At 61.7% G+C, this 23028-nt stretch carries 22 protein-coding genes and 1 pseudogene; 11 read left to right on the forward strand and 12 right to left on the reverse strand.

Features of this window, described 5'->3' with window-relative positions; all coding sequences use genetic code 11:
- Positions 1-101 precede the first annotated feature (101 nt).
- The 3 genes from P3R82_RS02745 (at position 102) to P3R82_RS02755 (ending at position 3057) form a co-directional block, all read left to right on the forward strand.
- Positions 102-347 (forward strand): DUF982 domain-containing protein, encoded by a 246-nt coding sequence (locus tag P3R82_RS02745; protein ID WP_283192912.1) that lies wholly within the window; start codon positions 102-104, stop codon positions 345-347.
- A gap of 186 nt (positions 348-533) precedes the next feature.
- Positions 534-1151 (forward strand): NAD(P)H-dependent oxidoreductase, encoded by a 618-nt coding sequence (locus tag P3R82_RS02750; RefSeq protein WP_283192913.1) that lies wholly within the window; start codon positions 534-536, stop codon positions 1149-1151.
- Positions 1144-3057, forward strand: a complete 1914-nt coding sequence (locus P3R82_RS02755) for a monovalent cation:proton antiporter-2 (CPA2) family protein (RefSeq protein WP_283192914.1) — start codon at positions 1144-1146, stop codon at positions 3055-3057. The genes P3R82_RS02750 and P3R82_RS02755 overlap by 8 nt, the downstream gene beginning before the upstream one ends.
- A 45-nt stretch (positions 3058-3102) precedes the next feature.
- On the opposite strand, the gene P3R82_RS02760 is transcribed toward P3R82_RS02755, so the two are convergent.
- From P3R82_RS02760 to P3R82_RS02770, 3 genes are all read right to left on the reverse strand, one after another.
- Positions 3103-3966, reverse strand: coding sequence for a 3-deoxy-manno-octulosonate cytidylyltransferase (locus P3R82_RS02760; protein ID WP_283192915.1), 864 nt, complete (start codon positions 3964-3966; stop codon positions 3103-3105).
- On the reverse strand, positions 3963-4433 hold the full coding sequence (locus P3R82_RS02765) for an acyltransferase (RefSeq protein WP_283192916.1): 471 nt from the start codon (positions 4431-4433) through the stop codon (positions 3963-3965). The genes P3R82_RS02760 and P3R82_RS02765 overlap by 4 nt, the downstream gene beginning before the upstream one ends.
- A 78-nt stretch (positions 4434-4511) precedes the next feature.
- A complete protein-coding gene (locus P3R82_RS02770) occupies positions 4512-5210 on the reverse strand; it encodes a glycosyltransferase (protein ID WP_283192917.1) in 699 nt (232 codons plus the stop codon).
- A gap of 303 nt (positions 5211-5513) precedes the next feature.
- Between P3R82_RS02770 and P3R82_RS02775 the strand changes: the two genes are divergently transcribed.
- Complete coding sequence (locus P3R82_RS02775) at positions 5514-5984, forward strand: GNAT family N-acetyltransferase (protein WP_283192918.1); 471 nt, start codon at positions 5514-5516, stop codon at positions 5982-5984.
- 22 nt (positions 5985-6006) lie between these two features.
- On the opposite strand, the gene P3R82_RS02780 is transcribed toward P3R82_RS02775, so the two are convergent.
- The 4 genes from P3R82_RS02780 to P3R82_RS02795 form a co-directional block, all read right to left on the reverse strand.
- Positions 6007-6201 (reverse strand): hypothetical protein, encoded by a 195-nt coding sequence (locus P3R82_RS02780; RefSeq protein WP_246400052.1) that lies wholly within the window; start codon positions 6199-6201, stop codon positions 6007-6009.
- A 187-nt stretch (positions 6202-6388) separates the two neighbouring features.
- Positions 6389-7543, reverse strand: coding sequence for a YcaO-like family protein (locus P3R82_RS02785; RefSeq protein WP_283193496.1), 1155 nt, complete (start codon positions 7541-7543; stop codon positions 6389-6391).
- Between the two features lie 126 nt (positions 7544-7669).
- Positions 7670-8098, reverse strand: a complete 429-nt coding sequence (locus P3R82_RS02790) for a helix-turn-helix transcriptional regulator (protein ID WP_183898195.1) — start codon at positions 8096-8098, stop codon at positions 7670-7672.
- A 166-nt stretch (positions 8099-8264) separates the two neighbouring features.
- A complete protein-coding gene (locus P3R82_RS02795; protein WP_283192919.1) occupies positions 8265-8951 on the reverse strand; it encodes a hypothetical protein in 687 nt (228 codons plus the stop codon).
- A gap of 61 nt (positions 8952-9012) precedes the next feature.
- On the opposite strand from P3R82_RS02795, the gene P3R82_RS02800 reads away from it, so the two are divergent.
- Positions 9013-10266, forward strand: a complete 1254-nt coding sequence (locus P3R82_RS02800) for an O-antigen ligase family protein (protein ID WP_283192920.1) — start codon at positions 9013-9015, stop codon at positions 10264-10266.
- A gap of 21 nt (positions 10267-10287) precedes the next feature.
- Here P3R82_RS02800 and P3R82_RS02805 read toward each other — a convergent pair whose 3' ends face one another.
- From P3R82_RS02805 to P3R82_RS02825, 5 genes are all read right to left on the reverse strand, one after another.
- Positions 10288-10866, reverse strand: a complete 579-nt coding sequence (locus P3R82_RS02805) for a sugar transferase (protein ID WP_283192921.1) — start codon at positions 10864-10866, stop codon at positions 10288-10290.
- A 1-nt stretch (position 10867) separates the two neighbouring features.
- A complete protein-coding gene (locus P3R82_RS02810; protein ID WP_283192922.1) occupies positions 10868-11803 on the reverse strand; it encodes an NAD-dependent epimerase/dehydratase family protein in 936 nt (311 codons plus the stop codon).
- Between the two features lie 43 nt (positions 11804-11846).
- Positions 11847-13763, reverse strand: a complete 1917-nt coding sequence (locus P3R82_RS02815; protein WP_283192923.1) for a nucleoside-diphosphate sugar epimerase/dehydratase — start codon at positions 13761-13763, stop codon at positions 11847-11849.
- 81 nt (positions 13764-13844) lie between these two features.
- Complete coding sequence (locus tag P3R82_RS02820; protein WP_283192924.1) at positions 13845-14645, reverse strand: glycosyltransferase family 25 protein; 801 nt, start codon at positions 14643-14645, stop codon at positions 13845-13847.
- 188 nt (positions 14646-14833) lie between these two features.
- Positions 14834-15292, reverse strand: a complete 459-nt coding sequence (locus tag P3R82_RS02825) for an Lrp/AsnC family transcriptional regulator (protein WP_283192925.1) — start codon at positions 15290-15292, stop codon at positions 14834-14836.
- Positions 15293-15496: 204 nt separating this feature from the next.
- Between P3R82_RS02825 and P3R82_RS02830 the strand changes: the two genes are divergently transcribed.
- The 6 genes and pseudogenes from P3R82_RS02830 to P3R82_RS02855 all read left to right on the forward strand — a co-directional run bounded on the left by P3R82_RS02830 (position 15497) and on the right by P3R82_RS02855 (position 23028).
- Positions 15497-16750: a D-amino acid dehydrogenase gene (locus P3R82_RS02830; RefSeq protein WP_283192926.1), complete on the forward strand. Its 1254-nt coding sequence runs from the start codon at positions 15497-15499 to the stop codon at positions 16748-16750.
- Positions 16751-17107: 357 nt separating this feature from the next.
- Entirely contained in the window at positions 17108-18295 is a 1188-nt protein-coding gene (locus P3R82_RS02835) for an acetyl-CoA C-acyltransferase (protein WP_283192927.1), read from the forward strand.
- Between the two features lie 22 nt (positions 18296-18317).
- Positions 18318-19445, forward strand: coding sequence for an acyl-CoA dehydrogenase family protein (locus P3R82_RS02840; protein WP_283192928.1), 1128 nt, complete (start codon positions 18318-18320; stop codon positions 19443-19445).
- Between the two features lie 60 nt (positions 19446-19505).
- Positions 19506-20738, forward strand: coding sequence for a thiamine pyrophosphate-dependent enzyme (locus tag P3R82_RS02845; RefSeq protein WP_183898206.1), 1233 nt, complete (start codon positions 19506-19508; stop codon positions 20736-20738).
- Position 20739: 1 nt separating this feature from the next.
- Positions 20740-21754 (forward strand): annotated as a pseudogene (locus P3R82_RS02850) (alpha-ketoacid dehydrogenase subunit beta).
- A gap of 2 nt (positions 21755-21756) precedes the next feature.
- Complete coding sequence (locus P3R82_RS02855) at positions 21757-23028, forward strand: dihydrolipoamide acetyltransferase family protein (RefSeq protein WP_283192929.1); 1272 nt, start codon at positions 21757-21759, stop codon at positions 23026-23028.

The following is a 23028-nucleotide window of genomic DNA, read 5'->3' on the forward strand; positions in this document are numbered from 1 at the left end:
CGATGCTCGTCCAGCAGATGCTTTATGAGCACCACCTCATCTGACGTAGCGAGCGGAACCAAATCCGCCGGCCGGCGTTAAGGCCGCCGATGAGGTGATGCATGACTGATGAAAAGCTTTGGAAAAGACCGCTGACAATCGCGATCGGCTCGGTGAAATACGTCGTGAAAAGCGCACGCGACGCGGCTTGGCTGCTTGCCGACAAATGGCCGGTGCTGACAGGCGACGCGTTCGTCCGCGCGCTCAGGGCGTGCGCCGCCGTGATGGAGGGAAAACGTGGCGGCGGCCATGCGAGGCAGGCCCTGATCGCCGCGGCGCGGGACGCCAACCTTCAGATCGAAAGCTGATCATTCACTCTGGAAAAACTGGAAGCGCCGGCCGCGAACACGTCCGGCGCTTTTTCCTTGAGCGCCCGAACGATGGGCTGGTGCCATGCCGATGAAATCATGGTTGACTTGCCAGACCAAACTGAACAGGTAGAGCCGATCCGGCCCCGGATCTCACGCACTTCGAATTCAGATGGGAGCCCATACATGGCCAAGGTGCTCGTGCTCTTCGCTCACCCCGGACAGCGCCATTCGCGCGTCAATATCCTGATGGCCAAGATCGCCGGCGGCATCGAAGGCGTCACCTTCGTCGACCTCTACGCCGACTATCCAAAGCTCGATATCGACATCGATGTGGAGCAGGACCGGCTTTTGAAGCACGATGTGATCATCTTCCAGTTTCCGATCTACTGGTACTCGACGCCATCCATTCTGAAGGAGTGGCAGGACCTGGTGCTGGAATACGGTTTCGCCTATGGTCACACGGGAGACAAGCTGGCGGGCAAGGTGTTCCTGCCCGTGATCACCTCCGGCGGCCCGGATCACGCCTACACCGAAGAAGGCCGCAACCACTTCCGTCTACGGGCCCTGCTTTCGCCGCTGGAGCAGACGGCAAATCTCTGCCGGATGCGCTTCATCGCGCCATACGCGCTGTTTTCCGCGCACGATGCGCGCGGCGACGGCCGGGCCGATCCGCATCTGGAGGGATACGGGCGGCTGCTCCAAGCCTTGCGCGACGAAACCTTCGACATCGACGCCGCCGCCCGAATGGAGTTGCTGAGCGCCGAAACGCTTCCGCTTCGTGAGAGCACACCCCATGAATAGCTTCATTTTCCAGGCCTTCATCTATCTGCTGGCCGCCGTCGTCTCCGTGCTGATCGCCAAGAGGCTGGGGCTTGGTTCCGTGCTCGGCTATCTGATCGCCGGTATCGTCATCGGCCCGGCCCTGCATCTGGTCGGCAACGAAACGCTGGACCTGCAGCGTTTCGCCGAGTTCGGTGTCGTGATGATGCTGTTTCTCGTCGGCCTCGAGCTGCAGCCGCGCGCGCTGTGGGAGATGCGCTCCAAGCTGCTCGGGCTGGGCGGATTGCAGGTTGTCGTCACCGCACTCGTGGTCATGGGCGGCGCCATGCTTCTCGGCCAGGTCTGGAGCGTCGCGCTCACCATCGGCTTCATCTTCTCGCTGTCCTCGACCGCGATCGTGCTGCAGACGCTCGGCGAAAAGGGCCTGCTGCGCTCGTCGGGCGGACAGTGTAGCTTCTCCGTGCTGCTGTTCCAGGATATCGCCGTCATTCCCATGCTGGCCTTCATCCCGCTTCTGGCGCTGCCGGAGCTCGCGCGGCGCCCGCTTGCCGGCAATGCCGAGGGCGGCGGCCATGGATCGCTCAGCCTGGTCGATGGGCTGCCCGGCTGGCAGGTAACGCTGGTGACGATCGTCGCCGTCGCCTTCGTCATCGCCGCCGGCCACTATCTGTCGCGGCCGATCTTCCGCCTCATTGCCCGCTCCAGGCTGCGCGAAATCTTCACCGCCGCGGCGCTGTTACTGATCGTCGGCATCGCGCTGCTGATGACCGTCGTTGGCCTGTCGCCGGCGCTCGGTACGTTCCTCGCCGGCGTCGTGCTCGCCAACAGCGAATTCCGCCACGAGCTCGAGAGCGATATCGAGCCATTCAAGGGATTGCTGCTCGGCCTGTTCTTCATCACCGTCGGCGCCAGCATCGACTTTTCACTGCTTTACGCACAAATCTGGGCCGTGCTCGGGATCACGCTCGGTGTCATGCTCCTCAAGGCCATCGTGCTCTTCGCGCTGGCCTTCGTTTTCAAACTGCGCGGGCCCGATCGCTGGCTCTTCGCGCTTGGGTTGGCGCAGGCCGGCGAATTCGGTTTCGTGCTGATTTCGTTCACAGTGCAAAGCGCTGTGATACCGCCCGATCTGGCGGCGATCCTTTTGCTCGTCGTCGCGGTTTCCATGCTGTTCACGCCGGCCCTCTTCATCATCTTCGACAGGCTGATCGTGCCGCGCTTCGACCGGCGGCAGGAGGAAGAGGCCGACGAGATACCCGAACCGGGTTCCGTCATCATCGCCGGCCTTGGCCGCTTCGGGCAGATCGTAAACCGCATGCTTCTCGCCAATGGCTACAAGACGATCGTGCTGGACCACCAGGCCGAGGTCATCGATGGCCTGCGCAAGTTCGGCGTCCGCTCTTTCTTCGGCGACGCCAGCCGCCCTGACCTGTTGCATTCGGCCGGACTTCACGAGGCCAAGGTCCTGGTGGTGGCGATCGACGATCCGGAACGGGCGATCGAGATCGTCAAGCATGCACGTCGCGAGAACCCGAACATCCGCATCATCGCCCGCGCCTTCGACCGCACCACCGTCTACCGGCTCTACGAGGCCGGCGCGCACGACATCGTTCGCGAGGTCTTCGACAGCTCCGTGCGCGCCGCCGGCTACGCGCTGCAGGGGCTCGGCATGCATCCCTACGACGTCGAGAAGAGCAAGGCGGTGTTTGTCCGGCAGGACGTCCGAGGCCTTCGCAAACTTGCGCCCCTGTGGCGGGAGGACGTCGAGGTGTACGACAATGAGGAATATGTCGCCAAGGCCAAGGAAATCGCCGACCTGCTGGAGCAGGCGATGATGGGAGACCGAAGCGCGCTCGGCGAGAAGGCCGAGCGTGGCTGGACGCCGCCCGATATCGCGGCTGAACAACTGGAAAAAAACATCGATTAATGGTCAGCGGGCAGGCTTTGCGGGCAGGCTCCGATCGCCGATCGATCAGCCTCCCTTTTTCTCCATCGCATCCCATCGCCGCTGCTTGCGAGACTTTGGCTTTATGCTCTTCCAGGTCCGATCCAGGAAGCGGAGAAAACGGGTCACGTCCATCAGGCGGTCGACGATCGAGCTCAGGTTGGAGAGGCGTTCTCCGATGATCTCGTTGGCGGTGAGCGCAATATCCGCGGGCGTGTATTCGGGAAAGTACGCGGAAAGGTCAGCATAGGCGTTGGATGCCTCGCGCCCGATGATATCGATCTTCCCTTTGCGGAACATCAGACGCAGAAACACCTGTTCGAATGTCCAGTCGTGAACATCGAACACCTTGTAGCGCTCGCTCCGCTTCGACGAGAAGCCAGCCAGTGTGATCCTGACGCCAAGATCGAGCGTCGTCAGCCAGAAGCACAGCGCAAATCCCGTCGTCGGCACGCTGGCGCGCGGGTAGAACGGAGTGAACACCTCGGTCAGATCGAGGTGCCTGACATGAACGTCGCCGAAGTCCGATGCCGGGCTGAGCTGTTCGTTCGGCCCCGCCTTCATGTTGACGACGCCGTGGAAGGTGCGCATGTCGAAATAGGGCAGCACCTTGTCGACCTTGCCGCTCTTGACGAGGTTCGCGCCCAGCGTTCCGCTTCTCGACAGCAGGATAGCCTGGCGGGTGAACGGCTCCCTTAGAACCTTGAAGACCTTGTTGAAGAAGATGAAAAGCGTGGTCTCCGGAAAACGCGCTTTCAGCTCCTCGATGTCCACTTCATCGCTGTTGGCGACCAGCACAACATCGCTATATCCCGCTAGCAGGGATTTCCACTCCTCGGCGGCGGCGGAGTTTCTGGTCTCGAAGCCGACGCCCTCATCTCTGCCGATCATTGATCTCTCCCTGTCATGTCGGGCAAGGCGCGCCTTTTGATGAGCCGCGCTGGCGAGCCGACATAGACGCCAAACGGTTCCGTCGTCCCCTTGATCACGCTATTCGCACCGATGACGCAGCCATCGGCGATGTTGCTGCCGGCAAGCACCTTTGCGCCCGCACCGATCCAGACGTCCTTGCCGATCACCACCCTGCCCTTTTTGATCGGCTGATCCCTGATGAGAATCGTGGGGTCTTCATAGCTGTGCTCGAAGGAGACGATGACGACGTGTGCCGCGATCCGGGTATTATCTCCAATCCTGACACCGCCATGTCCTAACAGGATTGAGTAATCGTTTACCGAAACATCGTTGCCGATCTCGATCATACCGCTCTGCGCATCAAGGACGACGCCGCATCGGGTGAAAAGCCGGTCGCCGATTTCTATCGTACCGTCCCGATAACGAAGCCTTGGCAGATACCGCATGTTCGGGCTCCTGCCGATCCGCAGCGCTCCGCCCGACAAGGCCGCGCGGAGGCGGACCAGAAAGCCGAGGTTCACGGGTCACACGGGGGCGAACTGCGGGTCGAGCGCCCGTGCCTTCTCAAGCCAGACGTCCGCGTATTCGACGTCCTGCCAGTTATGGAACCATGGGCCGCCGTTGGTGTAGTGAACCCCCTTCGGAAAGCCCTGGGACGGCTTGGTGCTCCAGCCCTCGAGCCAGTTCCATTCTTCCGGAATTTCACCGATTTCGCTGTCCCTGGCCCACTGCAGGCGGTGAAGATAGGCACCGGTCTGAGAATTGACGAGCTCGGGCGTCAGCTGGCGGGTGGAGGGATGTTCGCAATTGAACAGCATGAACGAGGACCAGTTCTTGCGGGGATAATTGGTCTGCACCTTGCCATCCATCTTCACCCCCTCCTTGGGCGTGTAGTCGTGATGGACGCAGGCCACGGCCTTGCTGTCGTCCTTGTAGCGCAGCAGTTCCGCGACATCGCCGAAGAACAGGAAATCGCAGTCACAGAACAGCGCCCACCCCTTATAATCGGCAAGCCACGGCGTAAAGAAACGGGAGTAGGTGAATTCCGTGGAAGCAAGGGGATCGACTTCACGGGTATAAACACCCCGATCGACCAGTTCCTGCAATTTGATTGGGTGCACCTCGACGTCGATGGAGGCCTTATCGAGCAAGGTGGCCTTCGCAACTTGGTAGGCAATATCTTCGCGGGAATCCCATCCGATAAAAACTGCTAGTTCCGCCATTCATTTCCTCCAAACGTCAGCGCGCAACAGTTCAAGATAAGTCATCTGGAATGCTGAATGTGAAAGTCAACATCTGCACGAGGTCTCGACGCGCGATAGGCGGTCGATGGGCGATGCTTCCCGCCACGATCCGTTCGAAGCGATCATATGCTCGCGCTCGACCCACTTGCATTCGGGATGTACGTATTATGCCTCGAATTCACCCATAAGGTGTGTCACATCGAAGTCACAACATCTGCAGGCATAGGTATGTTTTATTGCGTCGGTTGAAACAAACGGGGCACCGGTCGGTAGCAGGTTCGTATGACGTTCAGCGTAAAGCGAATTGATCAGGCAGAGGCGCTGGCCAGCGCGGACATTATCGTCAAGGCATACGCCGCTCCTCCCTGGGAGGAACGCTGGGACCTCGACAACGCCAGACGACGGCTGACCGAACTGTGCTCTTCGGCCGATACCATATCCTTGGCCGCTTTCGACGGAGACCGGATCGTCGGCTACGTGTTCGCGTCGCCCTATACCTCGGCCATCGGCACGGGCTTGTATGTCGCCGAGATCGCCGTCCTGCCATCGCATCAGAGAATGGGAATAGGGACCACGCTCCTCTTTCACATCGAGCGCGAAGCGATCCGCTTGCGCTACAAGCAGATATGGCTGGTGTCCCGCCAAGCCGGCGGCGTTGCGGATTATTATCGCGCCAATGGCTACGATCAGTCGAAAAACCTTTGCGTCTATGCAAAGATCATCGAGGAAAAGGCGGCTTCGCAGGTCGCCTAGACGCTCGAGATCTATCCGTTGGTCAGTGGGTGTTGCGACGGTCGGTCGTGGTACCGAGATATGGCGTGATCATCTCGACGTTCGGCGATTCCAGTATCTCGCGATTCACGGCCTGCACGGCAAGTTCAAGCCAATGCATGGCGCCGACCAGCTCCACATCTTCCGCCGCGCACCGCGCATAGCTGATCAGACGCGCGAGAGCCGCGAGTTCCTTCATCTCTTCATCCGATCTTGCATTACCGCGTCGATCGTCCCCGTCGCCTTTGGGCATAGCACTCATATGTCTTCTCCGCCAACTGGCTGCAACATAAGACAGCCCGCCGGTTCGCGCCCGTGAATAAAGCGTGAAACAACTTTAAGGTGCTGAAACGCATGACGTTTTCGAGCCTGCGAAAGCAGGACCGTCACGAAACGAACGCTTTCGATAGAGCACGGCTACCGAACCGACGCGCCCTCTTGCCTTCGGGGTTTTCCAGCTGCGGTATGAAGACCTTAACGACGCTGAACGGAAGATCGGGATCTCCAAGCGGTAACGCCGCGACCGTAGTGATGCCCGCCCTGCATAGCGCATCCAGCGTGAAAGCCAGACATTGCTGGAGTGATCGCTCGGTGCGAGCGACGATTGCCGGCGCTTTGACCGGCAAGGCGAGCAAATTCTGGCGCAGCTGGTCGGGCAGTGTCGCCTGGAACATTTTGGGCGAGATGTCGTCCCGCGCGCCGCTGACAAAGGTCAATCGCGATTGCGCGGCTTCCGTCACGGCCCGGATGATCGCCCTTACCGGCGACGGATGCGCCCCGCTTCCGCCCGTGACTTCGGTAAAGCGCACCTCTGCACCCGATAGAACCGTCCTTGGTCCCAACAGGGCGGTGAAACACGGAACGGCGATGTCACTGCCGATGTCGAACAGCTTCAGCACAAGGCCAGAGGCATTGATCCTTTGAACCAGTCCGTTCAGGACCTCATCGCCGAACGCGGTCGGGTCGACACATGTCGCGTGCCGATGGCTGTCGCTGCCGATCTGCCACAGAACGAAGGCATCACGTTCGATGCGCTCCAGCATGCCATGGAGGATCGCTTCATCAAGGCTGTTTCCCGAAGCAAGCCCGTCCGATGACGCCCAGAACCGACCCTCATGCCGCCGGTCGAGAACAGCGGCCTCAAGCGGAAGATGAATGGGCGTGTCGGATATAAGCTCCCGGGCCGTCGCCCACTCCACCGTATCGTCCAAGCCGATATCGGCCTTGCGCAGACCGATCAGCTCTTTCAGAGTCGTGAACCGATGCCCTTGCTCCTGAAGGTCTCTCGCCGTGGTCTGAAAGGACGATACCGCCGGGCGGCTGGCAACAGCTCTTTCCAGAGCCTCCATGACCGCCGAAACCTTCGCATCCTCGTCCGACAGCCCTTTGCCCTGGGCGATCACGGCGGACCGCGCGTTTGGCGCATAGGCGCACCAGACGGGTATTCCGACGTGGTCAAGGCCGGTATGGCGGGCGACGCGGGTAATGCCGAAACGCCCGAGCAACGGGGTTACGCGCGTGAGCGTTTCGGATGCGGGAATGATCCGATCCGAATAGCTTTGATGCTGAGAGAAATCCGTCAGAACCGTTCACCCATTGGTCGCGCGCGACGCGAAGGCTCTGTCGGCGATCGATCAAAACGCATCATTGCTCTCGTCCAAATCGCTTTATGTCTGGTCGGCGCCGTCACGGTCGGCAATGACGATACCGGAGGAGCCGAGGCTGCGCGTCAACGCCAGCAGCTTCTGGCGCACATTCGGGTCTTCTATCGCAATGAAGGCTTTACCGAGCGCCAGGCCTTCCTTCGACGCCATGAAGGCAGCGACAGCGTCCGTTTCCGGACGCATGTTGTCGTCGCCCGCCGTTACGAGGCCGTCCTCGAAGAAATAGCCGACCGCTACACCGAATATCTCGGCCATCCGCAAAAGCCGGCTGGCGCCGATGCGGTTGATGCCTTTTTCATATTTCTGAATCTGCTGAAAAGTTATGCCAAGGGCCTCCGCGAGGCTGGCCTGGCTCATGCCGAGCATCTTGCGGCGCAGCCTTACTCGCTCCCCGACATAGCCGTCGATCGCGTTCGTCGATTTCGCCTTCATGGCGTCCCTCGCCTGCAATATTAGGAATACCGGCATATAATGAAGCCGTCGCAGGAAAATGCAACTAAAAGTAAAGAAGCGGCGAAAATTCTTTTCGCTCCATCTCGAACGTTGCAGAAAAGAGGCCGCGGCCGCCACATAGCAACGCCGAGGCTCTTTTACCGTTTTAGGTTAGCGAATTCAAAAGAACCACTTTAAATGGTGTCACAGCGATTTCACGCAAATCGTTGGACTTACTCTCTATACTGGCATGCGAAGATCGGGGCATGCGTGTGGCCATGGTCGCGTCGGCGACCGTCAGCGCCGGAGCAATCTGGACACGGAACTTCGTTTCAGGCGCAGCACATTGGGGACAGATGCCATGCAGATACCTGCCATTGAAATTAGTCACGCCGACCGATTGCTGGCTTGCCGTCAGCAGATCGAGGAAGCGGTTCATCAGTTGATCTTCGGGGAAAAGCAAATGGATTTCTCCCCGGCCGAGATCGCGATGGCGATCGCCGATATCGCGGACGACTATATCCTTACGCTTTCCAAGCAGAACCGCGCCACCCACTAGCCGACGCGGCAAGGTCATGCGGTGGTGGATTTCGCAGGGCGCGACGATCATGTCACTCCCACGCTTTTTTTGCGTCCACGGCCCGACTTTTGATCTGGACGACGCCGATGACGGCTTGTCGGCCTTACTATTTTCGTAAATATGGATTTCATCAAACAACCGTACCGTGCTCCGAGAAGACGCGGGACGGGTCATGTCGACGAAGAGAGCGGCCGTCGATAAAGACGCATGGAAACGCGCGCGAGCAGAAGTAAAAGTGTTGGATAATTCGTTCCGCGCGTCCAGCGCAGCCATGAGCCTTGCCCTTCGAATGTTCGGCTGTTTTCTTTGGCTGCTAGCGGCGTCGGCGCTTCTCGTGGAAAGCGACACATACCGCTACGCCTCGGGCATATTGGCCATCATCGCGCTCGTCTACTATGTGAAGGAGCCTTCGCGCCCACGCACAAACTGGCTCGGCTGGCTCTGCATGGGGTGGGCGGCGTATGTTCTGGCGCGCTTCGCCTACATCTACATAACGACGGAAAATCACGACCTCGGAGCATCCGACTGGCTCTTTGCGTTCCCGTTGTTCTTCCCGATTTTGGGCATAGCGTTCGCGCTTTACGAAAACCAGATGGAGAAGATCATTGCCGCCTTTTTCATCGTGGCTCTGATCATGCTCGCCGTCACCGTATCCCGAACCATCGGCACGATCACCACCGGCGTCGCGGTCAGCCCGCTGATCATGAACAACCAGATCCATGGCGCGGTCGCCTGCGGCCTGATCTTCGTGACGACGACGTTCTGGCTCCTGCACTACGTGACCACACCAAACGCCGATCCCCGTTTTGCACGCCTCGCGCAGATGATCGCGCCGATTATCCTTGTTCTCTGTCTCATCGCCATCTATGGCGCGAAGTCCAAGGGCGTGTGGCTGGCGATGGCGTTCACGCTGCCCGTCATCGCCGTGCTCGGCATGCGCTACATCAGGATACGCGCCCGCAGCGGATTGATGATCGCGTGCGCCGCGATCCTGCTCGTCGGCGGCATATATGCCGTGCGTCAGAACCTCGACCAGACAGCCGGTCCGACTGTAAGAGCAACGGCTTCGATGATCGGCGGCATATGGGGCAGCTCGAACGGCGCCGACGCGATCACGCAGGCCATTCAGTCGGGAGAGACACCGACCGCGATGGACGAACGACTGCAGCTATGGTCCAACGGCTGGGAGCTGTTTTCATCGGCGCCGGTCTTCGGCTGGGGCAACCAATGGCTGGAGCGCTGGCAGCAGACACGCTACGCCACCGTGGCCTATACGCTGCTTCACAATGGCTATCTGGAAATACTGGTCCGATTCGGCCTCTTCGGCGCCTTCGTCATGGCCCTTATCCTGGCGAGCTTCGTCGTATCCGTCGTCAAGGCGTATCGTCGGGGCCTCATTCCCCGCGCCGCGATGCATACCTATCTCGTTTGCATTTTCTTCTTCGCGCTGACGCTGCTCAGCAATTCCAACAACAGGCTGGCGATCGGCGAGAGCCTTGCTCTCGTGACATCGGCATTCGCTTGCTGGTGCAATCTCCGTTTACGGCCGGCCGCAAGGGAAGCATCGCCCTTGCCGGCGGCGGCATAAAGCCGCGAAGAAACAACGGGTCTACTTCAGCGCGGCGTCGCCTTTTCCCTTGCCCATGACGGATCCAAGGATCATCGCGATGTCGTTCCAGAGGCTGGCTGTCTTGACGTATTCGGCATCGGCGGTCGCAAGCTTTTCAGGCGTCGACATGTCGATGCCCGCGATCTGCGCCAGGCCGGTTATCCCGGGGCGAACAGCGAACACACCCTTGGCCCTGCGGGCGGCGATCACATCCGGCTGTGTCGGCAGGCACGGGCGGGGTCCGACCAGGCTCATCTCGCCCTTCAGCACATTGACCAGCTGCGGAAGCTCGTCGAGCTTGTAGGCGCGCAGCGTCTTGCCGATCGGCGTGATCCAGGCTTCCGCGGCGTCATGCGAGCCGACATTCGGCGTGCCCGCGGCCATCGTCCGGAACTTCAGGCAGGTGAACGGCACTTCGTTTCGCCCCACTCGCAGCTGCCGAAAGAATGCGCCGCCGGGCGAAGAGCGCCGAACCATGATGGTGAGCACGAGCAGCACGGGCGACAGGACGACCAGCCCGCCCAAGGCGGCGCAAAAATCAAAGGTCCTCTTCATCCCCCGGTTCAGTGTCGATGTCATGTCAGTCCTTCGCGGGTTGTGTCGTGCCGAGCGTGCGCGACAGACCGTCGCTCATGTCGAATGGGGGCGTCCAGCCGAGGCGCCGGCTGGTGTCGGAGATGTCCACCTCGAGCGACCGCGTCAGACGATTGACCAGTTCCCGCTTTCCGGTGACGCGACCCGCAAGTTCCAGAAGCGCGGGCGGAAACGGCAGCAGCAATGTCGATGATCCGACCGCTGAAGCAATCAGGCGTACCAGTGCCGGCGTCGATGGGCTCGTCCGGTCGGCAACCATGAACGTCCCGCCGGCGGCGTCCGGATGTCTTGCGGCGGTGACGATGAGATCGGTCAGGTTTTCGAGATAAACCATCGATCGGCGGTTATCGATCGAGGCGAAGGGCAAGGGCAGGCCGCGCTGAGCGAGCCGAACCAGGGCCTGGAAGCTTCCGCGCATGCCGGGGCCGTAGACCAGCGGAGACCTGATGATGACAATCTCCATTTTGGTGCTGTCGGCCAGCGCCCGCAGCCCCTGCTCGGCTTCCAGCTTCGTCCGGCCGTAGTCGGTTTCCGGGGCGGGCGCGTCCGCGGCGGTGAAGGGCTTGCCCCTCGCCGTCGCTTCGCCGTTCACCTTGATGGAGCTGATGAACACCAGCCGCCTGACGCCGGCCATCGCGGCCTGACGTGCCAGATTGATCGTTCCCTCGACGTTCACCGACCGGTATTGCGCCAGAACAGCCGGCGATCCCTCGACGACATTCTGGTTGACCGCCGCCAGATGAACGATGGTGTCGATGCCGGCGAGCGCGGCCGACCAATCCGTGCGACCGTCTATCTCGCCGACCGCGAAGAGCTCGTCTCCACCCTGTCTGCTCGCCGACCGAAACGGCATGCCATGCTGGCGCAGCGTTCTCATGAGGCCCCGCCCCACGAAGCCTGACGCCCCGGTTACCAGCAACATGGCGGACTCCATGAGAAAGCGTTGTTTCGCGAAGCGGACATGGTCATTGCGATACTTCCTGCCGGAGAGCGACAAGATCCACGACACCTTCCATCGGGCTGTATCCCGGCACAAGATCGCTCAACGCCGCCTTCAGGCGCCTTGCGTCGCCATCGCGTGCAAGCTCTGCGAGTTCATCGAGCTTGGCCGACAGTTGCGGCCAGCCAAGGAATTGTTCGCGGGCGCGGCGGATTTTCGGGTGGTCGGTCATTTCAGGATTGTCGTTGATCAGCAGCTCTTCGTAGAGCTTTTCTCCCGGCCGCAGACCGGTTGTCACGATGCTGATGTCGCCGCCCGGGTTCTGCTCGTCCTGCACCGTGAGACCAGATAGTTCGACCATGCGGCGCGCAAGGTCGATGATCTTCACCGGCTCGCCCATGTCGAGCAGGTACACATCGCCGCCGGTCGCCATCGCGCCCGCCTGGATAACCAGCTGTGCTGCTTCCGGCACCGTCATGAAGAAGCGCGTTATCTCCTCGTGCGTCAGCGTGATCGGACCGCCCCGCCCGATCTGCTGGCGAAAGAGCGGCACGACGGACCCCGACGACCCTAAAACGTTGCCGAAGCGGACCATGGAGAAGGTCGTGTTCCTGCGCTCCTCGGCGAGCGCCTGCAGGATCATCTCGGCCAGCCGCTTCGTGGCGCCCATGACATTGGTCGGGCGAACGGCCTTGTCGGTGCTGACGAGGATCATGCGCTCGACACCCGCCGCAAGGGCAGCCCTGGATACCGTCAGCGTCCCGAAGACATTCGTCTTGACGCCTTCAGCCGGGTTCTGCTCGACCAGCGGCACATGCTTGTAGGCGGCGGCGTGATAGACGGTCGCGGGTTTCCAGGTCTGCAGGATCGTGCCGATGCGATGTTCGTCGTAGACATCCGCCAGCAGCGGGACGATCGGAAACGGCGGCTCCGCGTCTTCGCCAGCGAGTTCGCCCTGCAGCGCGTAGATGCCGAATTCGTTCTGGTCGAGCAGCAGGAGCGCCTTCGGGCTCAGCTTGGCGATCTCGCGGCACAGCTGGCTTCCGATGGAGCCGGCAGCGCCCGTGACCAACACGATCCGGTCGCGCACGTTCTGCTCCAGCAACCCCTTGTTCGGCAAGACAGCGGTGCGGCCCAACAGGTCCTCGACGTCGAGATCCTGAAGGTCGGTCAGCTGTGCCTGGCCGGTTGCGATCGCGCTGATGTCGGGAACCGTGCGCACGGCGACCCTTGCGGAGCGCAAACGTTCGATAATTTCGTTGCGCCGGCCGCGATCGATCTGCGGCAGGGCGAGCAGAACGGTCTTGACCTCGAGATCGGCGCAAACCTTCTCTATGTTAAGAGGGCTGTAGATCTTCACGCCATTGAGCGACATGCCCTTCAGGCCACGATCGTCATCGAGGAAGCCGACGACCTTGAACTCGGCCGAGTGCCCAAGGGCGCTGACCAACTGCCGGCCTTGTGACCCCGCGCCATAGACCAGGGTGCGGATCGGCGCGGCCTCGCTCAGAATTTCGCTATAGGCATCATAGAGGAAGTAGCGCGCCACGAAGCGCGACAGGCCAACGGCGAGCAGCAACAGCATCGGCTGCAAAATGCCAACCGTTCGCGGTATGCTCGGAACGCTGATGACGGTGAAGATCACCATGTAGACCGCGCCGTAGATCAGCACGCACTTGATGACCGTCGAAAAGGCTGCCCAGCCCATGAATCGGAAAATCGCGCGATAAAGGCCGAAGGTGATGAACAACGGCAGGGCGATGACCAGCGATACCGGAATCGTCCAGAATTGAGCACCCGTCAGCAGGTACCAGTCGTTGAAGCGAAAGCAGAAGGCCAGCCACACGGTGATGATGCACAGGCAGGCGTCGAACAGCAACGCGATGACCCGCTTGGCCGGTCGCGGCAAGGCAAGAACTTGCTGAACGTAGCTTTCAAACATAAGGCAGGCTCGATCGTGGCGGGTTTAGCGATAGCAGCCGACATGCAATGCCATGGCAGGAAAGAGATTGGGAAGCGTGGCTCATGAAACTGCGTACCGCACCCTGCGAAAGAGTTCCACCGTGCGCCAGACATGCGTTGGAATTTTGCGAAGTCCGCGCAGCTTGATCGATCGATAGCGTGCGCGATCGGCGATCTGACTTTCTTTCGAGCGCACCGACAAAGCGATCAGATTGTCTTTCACGGTGTAGACCCGCACACCAGTGGCCCAGCCGCGCTCAAGCGCCACGTCAAACGGACAGGTGATGATCTTGAGCGCATCGACAAGCTTCCGCGCGCCGTCGCGGGTAACGAGGTAGCATGCCGCCGATCCCTGCGGACCGAACAGACATTTGCCGATCTCATCACCGTTGACGGATGTCGCGACCGCGCGAAAGAGTACCGTGCGGTGGTTCAACAGCTTGATGACCTCGGCGAATGGCGCAGCCTCATGGGCGCTGTAGGCGCGAGACACAAGATCCGCGCTCAGACTGACATCGTCTTCCATGATGACAGCGCATTCCGCCTCGCTTGCCAGAAAGGCATTCAGCGCTTTGACGTGGGCGAGATAACAACCATACTCCTGGGGCAACATCGGACGACTGCTGCCGCGCACGAATGCCGCATGGTCATAATGCGGCCAGGGCTTGCGGCTCGCCGGGTCGATTTCAACGCCGGAAATGCGGCGCACGTCCAGACCGAAGCCCTCGGCCTGGCTTTGAATATGCTGCCAACGCTCGATGGACCGGTCGAGGTTGATGACGTAGGAGACGATCTTTTCCGCCGTCAAACGCTGGGCGGCAAAGGCATCGGTACCGCTCCCGGCTTGCTGGGGTTCACGCACAATCGTCTCCTCAGGCATTCCGTCGAACCGCCAAAGATTGCTAAATGTTTCCGCCGCCGGACAAATGTCGAACGCAGCCAACGACGACAGGCATTAATATGTATGCGGTGGCCATGCAAGGATCTACCCAAGCGCGCACGGCGTTTTACCGCGAATCCGCGCGGGTCGAAACGCGATGCCGACGGCAATTATGTGCGCCTCACCCCGCTCTTCAGAACATCGCGGATCGAAAAGCTTGAGTGTATCCGCGCCACGCCGGGCAAGGTCGACAGGATATCCTTATGTATTCGTTCGAAATCGCGGGCGCTTTCGACTTCGACCTTGAGGATGTAGTCCGAACCGCCGGTCATCAGGAAGCACTCCTGAATTTCAGGGTACTTGCGGATCGCGGCTTCGAACCGGTTCAGATGCTCTTCCGTTTGCCGATCGAGCGTGATGTTGACGATCACCGCCAGCGCGTCGTCGTCATCCGCCCTGCCGATCAACGCGGTGTAGCCCCTGATGTGGCCTGATTTTTCAAGCCGCGCGATGCGGCGAAGACAGGCCGATGGCGAAAGACCGACTTCGGCGGCAAGGGCGGTATTGGCGATCCGCGCATTCAACCTGAGATGCCGGACGATGTTGCGATCGATCGCGTCCAGAAGCATGCGCAATATTCCTTCTCTTGACGCGTCATTATTGTCTCATACTCCCATCGGTCGCAATGCCTGCGCGATGATTGGCGGGAAATTGTTCGATTCTTTCGGTATCTTCGCGAAGACGCTTCCACGGGGAGGCGGGCGCGCAAAGGGCGATCGCGGGCGCTTCCAACGCCTGTCGATATGGCACGATAATTCATAGCAGGGGCAATCATGAAAGTGACCATTCTCGGCGCCGGCGTCATCGGCGTTACCAGCGCCTACTATCTGGCGAAAGCCGGGCATCAGGTCACCGTCATCGATCGCCAGTCCGGCCCGGCGCTCGAAACGAGTTTCGCCAATGCCGGCGAGGTATCGTTCGGATATTGCTCTCCGTGGGCCGCGCCGGGTATCCCGCGGAAGGCGCTGAAGTGGCTGTTCATGGAGCATGCGCCCCTGGTTCTCCGACCGAAGGTCGACTACGCCATGTTGTCATGGATGGTCAGGATGCTCTTAAACTGCACATCCGAGCGCTATGCGATCAACAAGTCACGCATGCTGCGGCTTGCCGATTACAGCCGCGTATCGCTCGCCGAGCTGCGCGCCGAGACCAGTATCGCCTATGACGAACGCATGCAGGGCACGCTGCAGCTGTTCCGCACGCAGGCGCAGCTCGACGCATCGGCCAAGGATGTCAAGGCGCTGGCCGCCGACGGCATTCCGTATGACGTGCTGGACCGCGAGGGCTGCATCCGCATGGAGCCGGCGTTGCGCCACGTCAGCGACAAGATCGTCGGCGGCCTGCTGACGCCGAAGGACGAAACGGGCGATTGCTTCAAGTTCACCAACGCGCTGGCCGCCAAGTGCGCATCGATGGGCGTTGCGTTTGATTATGGGCGCCAGATCAAGGGGCTCGTGGTCGAGGCCGGACAAGCCAAGGGTGTCGTGACCGATACCGGCACCGTTCTATCCGATGCCGTCGTGGTGGCACTCGGCAGCTATTCTCCACTGCTCCTGAAGCCGTTCGGGATCAAGCTTCCCGTCTATCCGGTGAAAGGCTATTCGCTGACCATCCCGATCACGGACGCGTCGCGCGCACCAGAGTCCACGGTCATGGACGAGACCTACAAGATCGCCATCACGCGTCTCGGCGACCGTATCCGCGTCGGCGGCATGGCGGAAATCTCCGGCTATACCAACGATCTCGGCCCGGCGCGCCGGAAAACGCTTGAGCATTCCGTCAGTGATCTGTTCCCCGGCGGCGATCTGAAGGCTGCCAACTACTGGTCGGGGCTGCGGCCGATGACGCCGGATGGCACGCCTGTCATCGGTGCGACCAATATCCGCAATCTTTTCCTCAACACCGGCCACGGCACGCTCGGCTGGACGATGAGCACCGGTTCAGCGCGAGTGCTGACGGATATCGTCAGTGGCCGAAAAGCGGATATCGACGTCAGCGATCTGTCGCTCGCCCGATACGGCCGATAGCCGACGCAACCACCCCAAAGGCGCTGGACTCGAAACACCGTCGCGGTCCAGCGTCAGCGATGGAGCCGCGTCGCAACGATCGGTCCAAGGCAGGCGCATGTCCGGCAACATCGTTGCCCGGCGCGGAAGAACATCGCAACAATTTGCCATCGCTTTCAACGCCGAGCGCGCATAGACTTTACTTCATCTTGATTGCCTGACGTGCCGTGGGAGGTTGCGGCGCGGTGCAATCGGCGAGATGCCGCATGGGAGGAGAACCGTGCCGATCGACGACATCATGCTCTTTCCGTTTTCGGAGGGGCAATTGTGTTGTGGCCTGCGGTGTAGCCCGATGCCGGCTTCGAGGAGGAGGTCGCAATGACGATGCAGGATCCGATCGTGATCACAGGCGCTGCCCGCACGCCGATCGGCGGCTTTCAGGGCGTGTTCAGCGCGGCGACCGCCCCACAGCTCGGGGCGTCGGCGATCGCGGCGGCGCTTTCGCAAGCCAACGTACCGGCCGAGAGCATCGACGAGGTCATCATGGGCTGCGTGCTCGCCGCCGGCCAGGGGCAGGCGCCGGCGCGGCAGGCCGCGATTGGCGCCGGCCTTCCCTTCTCCACCGCCGCAAGCACCGTCAACAAGATGTGCGGTTCCGGCATGAAGGCCGCCATGATCGGCCATGATCTGCTGGCCGCCGGCAGCGCCTCGGTGGTGGTCGCGGGCGGCATGGAAAGCATGACGAATGCGCCCTATCTACTTGATCGTGCCCGTGGCGGCTATCGGCTCGGCCATGGGCGCGTGGTCGATCATATGTTCCTCGATGGGCTCGAGGATGCCTATGACAAGGGGCGCCTGATGGGGACATTCGCGGAAGACTGTGCCGAGGCCTATCAATTCACGCGCGAGGCGCAGGACGCCTATGCCATCGCCTCCCTCACCCGGGCAAAGAAGGCGATCGAGGCGGGTTATTTCGATCGCGAGATCGTGCCGGTGTCGGTCATATCAGGCAAAAGCGAAACGACGATCCTCGAGGACGAGCAACCGGGCAAGGCCAGCATCGACAAAATCCCCCGCCTGAAACCGGCCTTCCGCGAGGGCGGCACGGTGACGGCCGCCAATGCGAGCTCGATTTCCGACGGAGCAGCCGCACTCGTGTTGATGCGCCGGTCACGGGCCGACCAAAACGATGTGGAAACGCGTGCGACGATCGTCGGGCACGCTACACACTCGCAGGCACCCAGCGAATTCGCCACCGCGCCGATCGGTGCCTTGAGAAAGCTCTCCGAGCGCACGGGATGGCCGCTTTCGAGCGTCGATCTGTTTGAAATCAACGAGGCCTTCGCCGTCGTGCCGATGGCCGCGATGCGCGATCTCGTTATCCCCCACGACAAGGTCAACATCCATGGCGGCGCATGCGCGCTCGGGCATCCGATCGGCGCCTCCGGCGCCCGTGTCATCGTCACGCTGCTGGCAGCACTTGAGCGATACGGGCTGAAGCGCGGGATGGCGGCGCTCTGTATCGGTGGCGGCGAGGCGACAGCCATCGCGATCGAGCGTCCGTGAGCGCAGACAGGGAGGCGCGCTGATGATCTTGTCCGACACGCAGAGCCAAATCCGGGACCTTGCGCGCGATTTCGCACGCGAACGACTGGCGCCGGGTGCGGCCGCGCGGGATCGAACCCACAGCTTTCCGCGTGACGAACTGAAGGAGATGGGCGAACTCGGCCTTCTCGGCATGCTGGTGCCGGAAACGTATGGCGGCTCCGATACGGGAACGGTCGCCTACGCCGCGACACTCGAAGAGATCGCCGCCGGCGATGGCCCCTGCTCGACGATCATGAGCGTCCATAGCTCCGTTGGCTGCGTTCCCATCCTCAAATTCGGAAACGAAGAGCAGAAGCAGCGCTTCCTTCCCAGGCTTGCCGCAGGCGAATGGATCGGCGGCTTTGCGCTGACGGAGCCGCAGGCAGGCTCCGACGCCTCCAATCTGCGGACCCGCGCGCGCCGTGACGGCGATCACTACGTGCTTGACGGCGCCAAGCAGTTCATCACCTCGGGTAAGAACGGGCAGGTCATCATCGTATTCGCGGTGACGGATGCGGCGGCCGGCAAGAAGGGTATCACCGCCTTCATCGTGCCGACGGATACGCCGGGATACGAAGTCATTCGCGTCGAGCACAAGTTGGGCCTGCACGCCTCCGACACCTGCCAGATCGCCTTCAACGACATGCGCATTGGCGCGGACCTTCGCCTCGGCGAGGAAGGCGACGGCTACAGGATCGCGCTCGCCAATCTCGAAGGCGGTCGGATCGGGATAGGGGCACAGGCGGTCGGCATGGCGCGCGCGGCGTATGAAGCGGCCCGCGACTACGCTCGCGAACGGACCGCTTTCGGCAAACCGATCATCGAGCATCAGGCCGTCGCCTTTCGTCTCGCCGACATGGCGACACAGATAGAGGCGGCGCGGCAACTGGTGTTTCATGCAGCAGGCCTGCGCGAGGCGGGACTGCCTTGTCTCTCCGAGGCGTCGATGGCCAAGCTCTTCGCATCTGAAATGGCCGAGCGCGTCTGTTCCGATGCGATCCAGATCCACGGCGGCTACGGCTACATGAGCGATTACCCCGTCGAGCGCATCTACCGGGATGTCCGCATTTGCCAGATCTACGAGGGAACGAGTGACGTGCAGCGCATGGTGATCGCCCGCAATCTATAGGGAGAACGCCGTGTCGATCCTGAGGAGAGGATCGATGCGAGCGGAGGAGGAAGATAGGAAATGCCAGACAGTCAACGACTGAGCCTGTACGTCCCCGAACCCGCCGTTCGCCCTGGCGGTCTACCCGATTTCTCCAACGTCAAGATCGCCAAGGCCGGCGCCGTGCCACGCCCGGAGGTGGATGTCGCATCCGAAGACATCCGCGATCTCGCTTACTCGATCATCCGCGTGCTCAACCAGCAGGGCGAAGCCGTCGGCCCCTGGGCGGGATTGCTCTCGGACGAGGCGCTTCTGACCGGGCTGCGCAACATGATGAAGCTGCGCGCCTTCGACGCGCGCATGCTGATGGCGCAGCGCCAGGGCAAGACATCCTTCTACATGCAGCATCTTGGCGAAGAGGCTGTCAGTTGCGCGGTCCGCAAGGCGCTGAACAAGGGAGATATGAATTTCCCGACCTATCGGCAGGCCGGCCTGTTGATCGCCGACGACTATCCGATGGTCGAGATGATGAACCAGATCTTCTCCAACGAGAACGATCCGCTGCGCGGGCGGCAGCTGCCGATCATGTATTCCTCCAAGGAGCATGGCTTCTTCACCATATCAGGCAACCTCGCCACCCAATATGTCCAGGCCGTCGGCTGGGCGATGGCATCGGCGATCAAGAACGATACACGCATCGCGGCCGCCTGGATCGGCGACGGCTCAACCGCCGAGTCCGATTTTCACTCCGCGCTTGTCTTCGCCTCGACCTACAGAGCGCCGGTGATCTTGAACATCGTCAACAATCAGTGGGCGATCTCCACCTTTCAAGGGATCGCGCGCGGCGGTTCCGGCACGTTCGCCGCTCGCGGGCTCGGCTTCGGCATCCCGGCGCTGCGCGTCGATGGCAACGACTATCTCGCCGTCTATGCGGTCGCCCGCTGGGCGGCGGAGCGGGCGCGGCGCAATCTGGGGCCGACGCTGATCGAATATGTCACCTACCGCGTCGGCGCCCACTCGACCTCCGACGATCCCAGCGCCTACCGGCCGAAGACCGAGTCCGACGCATGGCCGCTTGGCGATCCCGTGCTGCGGCTGAAGAAGCATCTGATCCTCAAGGGTGTGTGGTCCGAGGAGCGTCACGTGCAGGCCGAGGCCGAGATCCTCGACGAGGTGATAGACGCGCAAAAACGCGCCGAGGAACACGGAACGCTGCATGCCGGCGGCAAGCCTTCGGTGCGGGACATTTTCGAGGGCGTCTACGCCGAGATGCCGCCGCATATACGCCGGCAGCGGCAGAAAGCGGGGTATTGATATGGCGAGCATGACCATGATCGAGGCGGTGCGCAGCGCCATGGATATCTCGATGGCCCGGGACGAAGACGTCGTCGTGTTCGGCGAGGATGTCGGCTATTTCGGCGGCGTGTTCCGCTGCACGCATGGGCTTCAGGCGAAATACGGCAAGACGCGCTGCTTCGACACCCCGATCAGCGAGATCCGGCATCGTCGGCACGGCGATCGGCATGGCGGCTTATGGGCTGAAGCCCTGCGTCGAGATCCAGTTCGCCGATTACATGTATCCGGCCTACGACCAGATCACCCAGGAGGCGGCGCGCATTCGCTACCGTTCCAACGGCGATTTCACATGCCCGATCGTGCTCAGGATGCCGACGGGCGGCGGGATCTTCGGTGGTCAGACGCATAGCCAGAGCCCTGAAGCGCTGTTCACCCATGTCTGCGGCCTGAAGGTGGTGGTCCCCTCCAACCCCTATGACGCCAAGGGGCTACTCATCGCCGCGATCGAGGACCCTGATCCGGTGATGTTTCTCGAACCCAAGCGGCTCTACAACGGCCCGTTCGATGGCCATCACGAGCGCCCGGTCACGCCATGGTCGAAACACGAACTCGGCGAGGTGCCCGAAGACCACTATGCGATCCCGATCGGCAAGGCGGAAATCCGCCGCGCCGGAAGCGGGGTCACGGTCATCGCCTATGGCACGATGGTGCATGTGGCGCTCGCGGCGGCCGAGGATACCGGCGTCGACGCCGAGGTGATCGATCTGCGCAGCCTGCTGCCGCTCGACCTCGACACGATCGTGCAATCCGTGTCGAAGACCGGCCGCTGCGTCGTGGTCCATGAGGCAACGCTGACCTCGGGCTTCGGGGCCGAGATCGTGTCGCTGATCCAGGAGCATTGCTTCTACCATCTGGAGGCGCCGATCGTGCGCGTCGCGGGCTGGGACACGCCTTATCCGCATGCGCAGGAGTGGGACTATTTCCCCGGCCCCGCGCGTGTCGGACGGGCGCTTCGCGAAGTCATGGAGGCGTGAGGATGGGCGAGTTCACGATCAAGATGCCCGATGTCGGCGAAGGTGTGGCCGAAGCGGAACTGGTCGAATGGCACGTGAAGGCCGGCGATCCGGTCCTCGAGGACATGGTGATCGCGGCCGTGATGACCGACAAGGCGACGGTCGAAATCCCGTCGCCGGTCAGCGGCACGGTGACCTGGCTCGGCGCCGAAGTGGGCGACACGGTAGCCGTGAAGGCGCCGCTGGTGAGGATAGAGACAGCCGACAGAGGTGGAGATGATGCTCCGACGCCCGCTCTGCCGGCGCCATCGATGACCGAGACCCCGTCCGCCGCTGCCAGTGAAAGCGAAGCGCCTGCTCAGCCGCAGCCGGCGCAGGCCAACAAGCAACCGCTTTCCCAGCCAGCAAGCATCGTACCGCATGACAAGCCGTTGGCGTCGCCTTCCGTGCGCCTGTTCGCCCGCGAAAGCGGGGTCGATCTCAGACAAGTTTCACCGAACCGTCCGGATGGACGCATTTTGCGCGAGGACGTCGAGCAATATCTCGCGCGCGGTGCTTCTTCGCTTGCCGCACCAGCCCAATTCGCGAGGAATACGACGACCGAGGACGTCAAACTGACCGGCATGCGGCGGCGGATCGCCGAGAAGATGTCGCTCTCCACTTCGCGCATCCCGCACATAACCTATGTTGAGGAAATCGACATGACGGCGCTGGAAGAGCTTCGGGCGACGATGAACCGGGATCGCAAGCCGGAGCATCCGAAGCTGACGATCCTTCCCTTCCTGATGCGGGCCATCGTCAAGGCCGTCGCCGACCAGCCGGATCTCAACGCCACCTTCAACGACGATGCCGGCATCCTCACCCGATACGGCGCCGTTCACGTCGGTATCGCCGCGCAAACGCCCGCCGGCCTCGTCGTGCCGGTCGTGCGCCACACCGAGGCACGCACGATCTGGGACTGCGCCGGCGAGATGGCGCGCTTGGCGGAGGCGGCGCGTAGCGGAACCGCAACGCGCGACGAACTGACAGGCTCCACCATCACCATCAGCTCACTGGGCGCGCTTGGCGGGATCGTCTCGACGCCTGTCATCAACCACCCGGAGGTCGCGATCATCGGCGTCAACAAGATCGCCACGCGCCCCGCCTGGGATGGGACGCAATTCGTGCCGCGCAAGATGATGAACCTCTCCTCCAGCTTCGATCATCGCATCATCGATGGCTGGGACGCGGCGACCTTCATCCAGCGCATCCGCGTGCTGCTTGAAACGCCGGCGCTGATTTTCATTGAAGGTTGA

The sequence above is a fragment of the Rhizobium sp. AN80A genome, assembly GCF_030053015.1.
GTDB lineage: Bacteria > Pseudomonadota > Alphaproteobacteria > Rhizobiales > Rhizobiaceae > Rhizobium > Rhizobium metallidurans.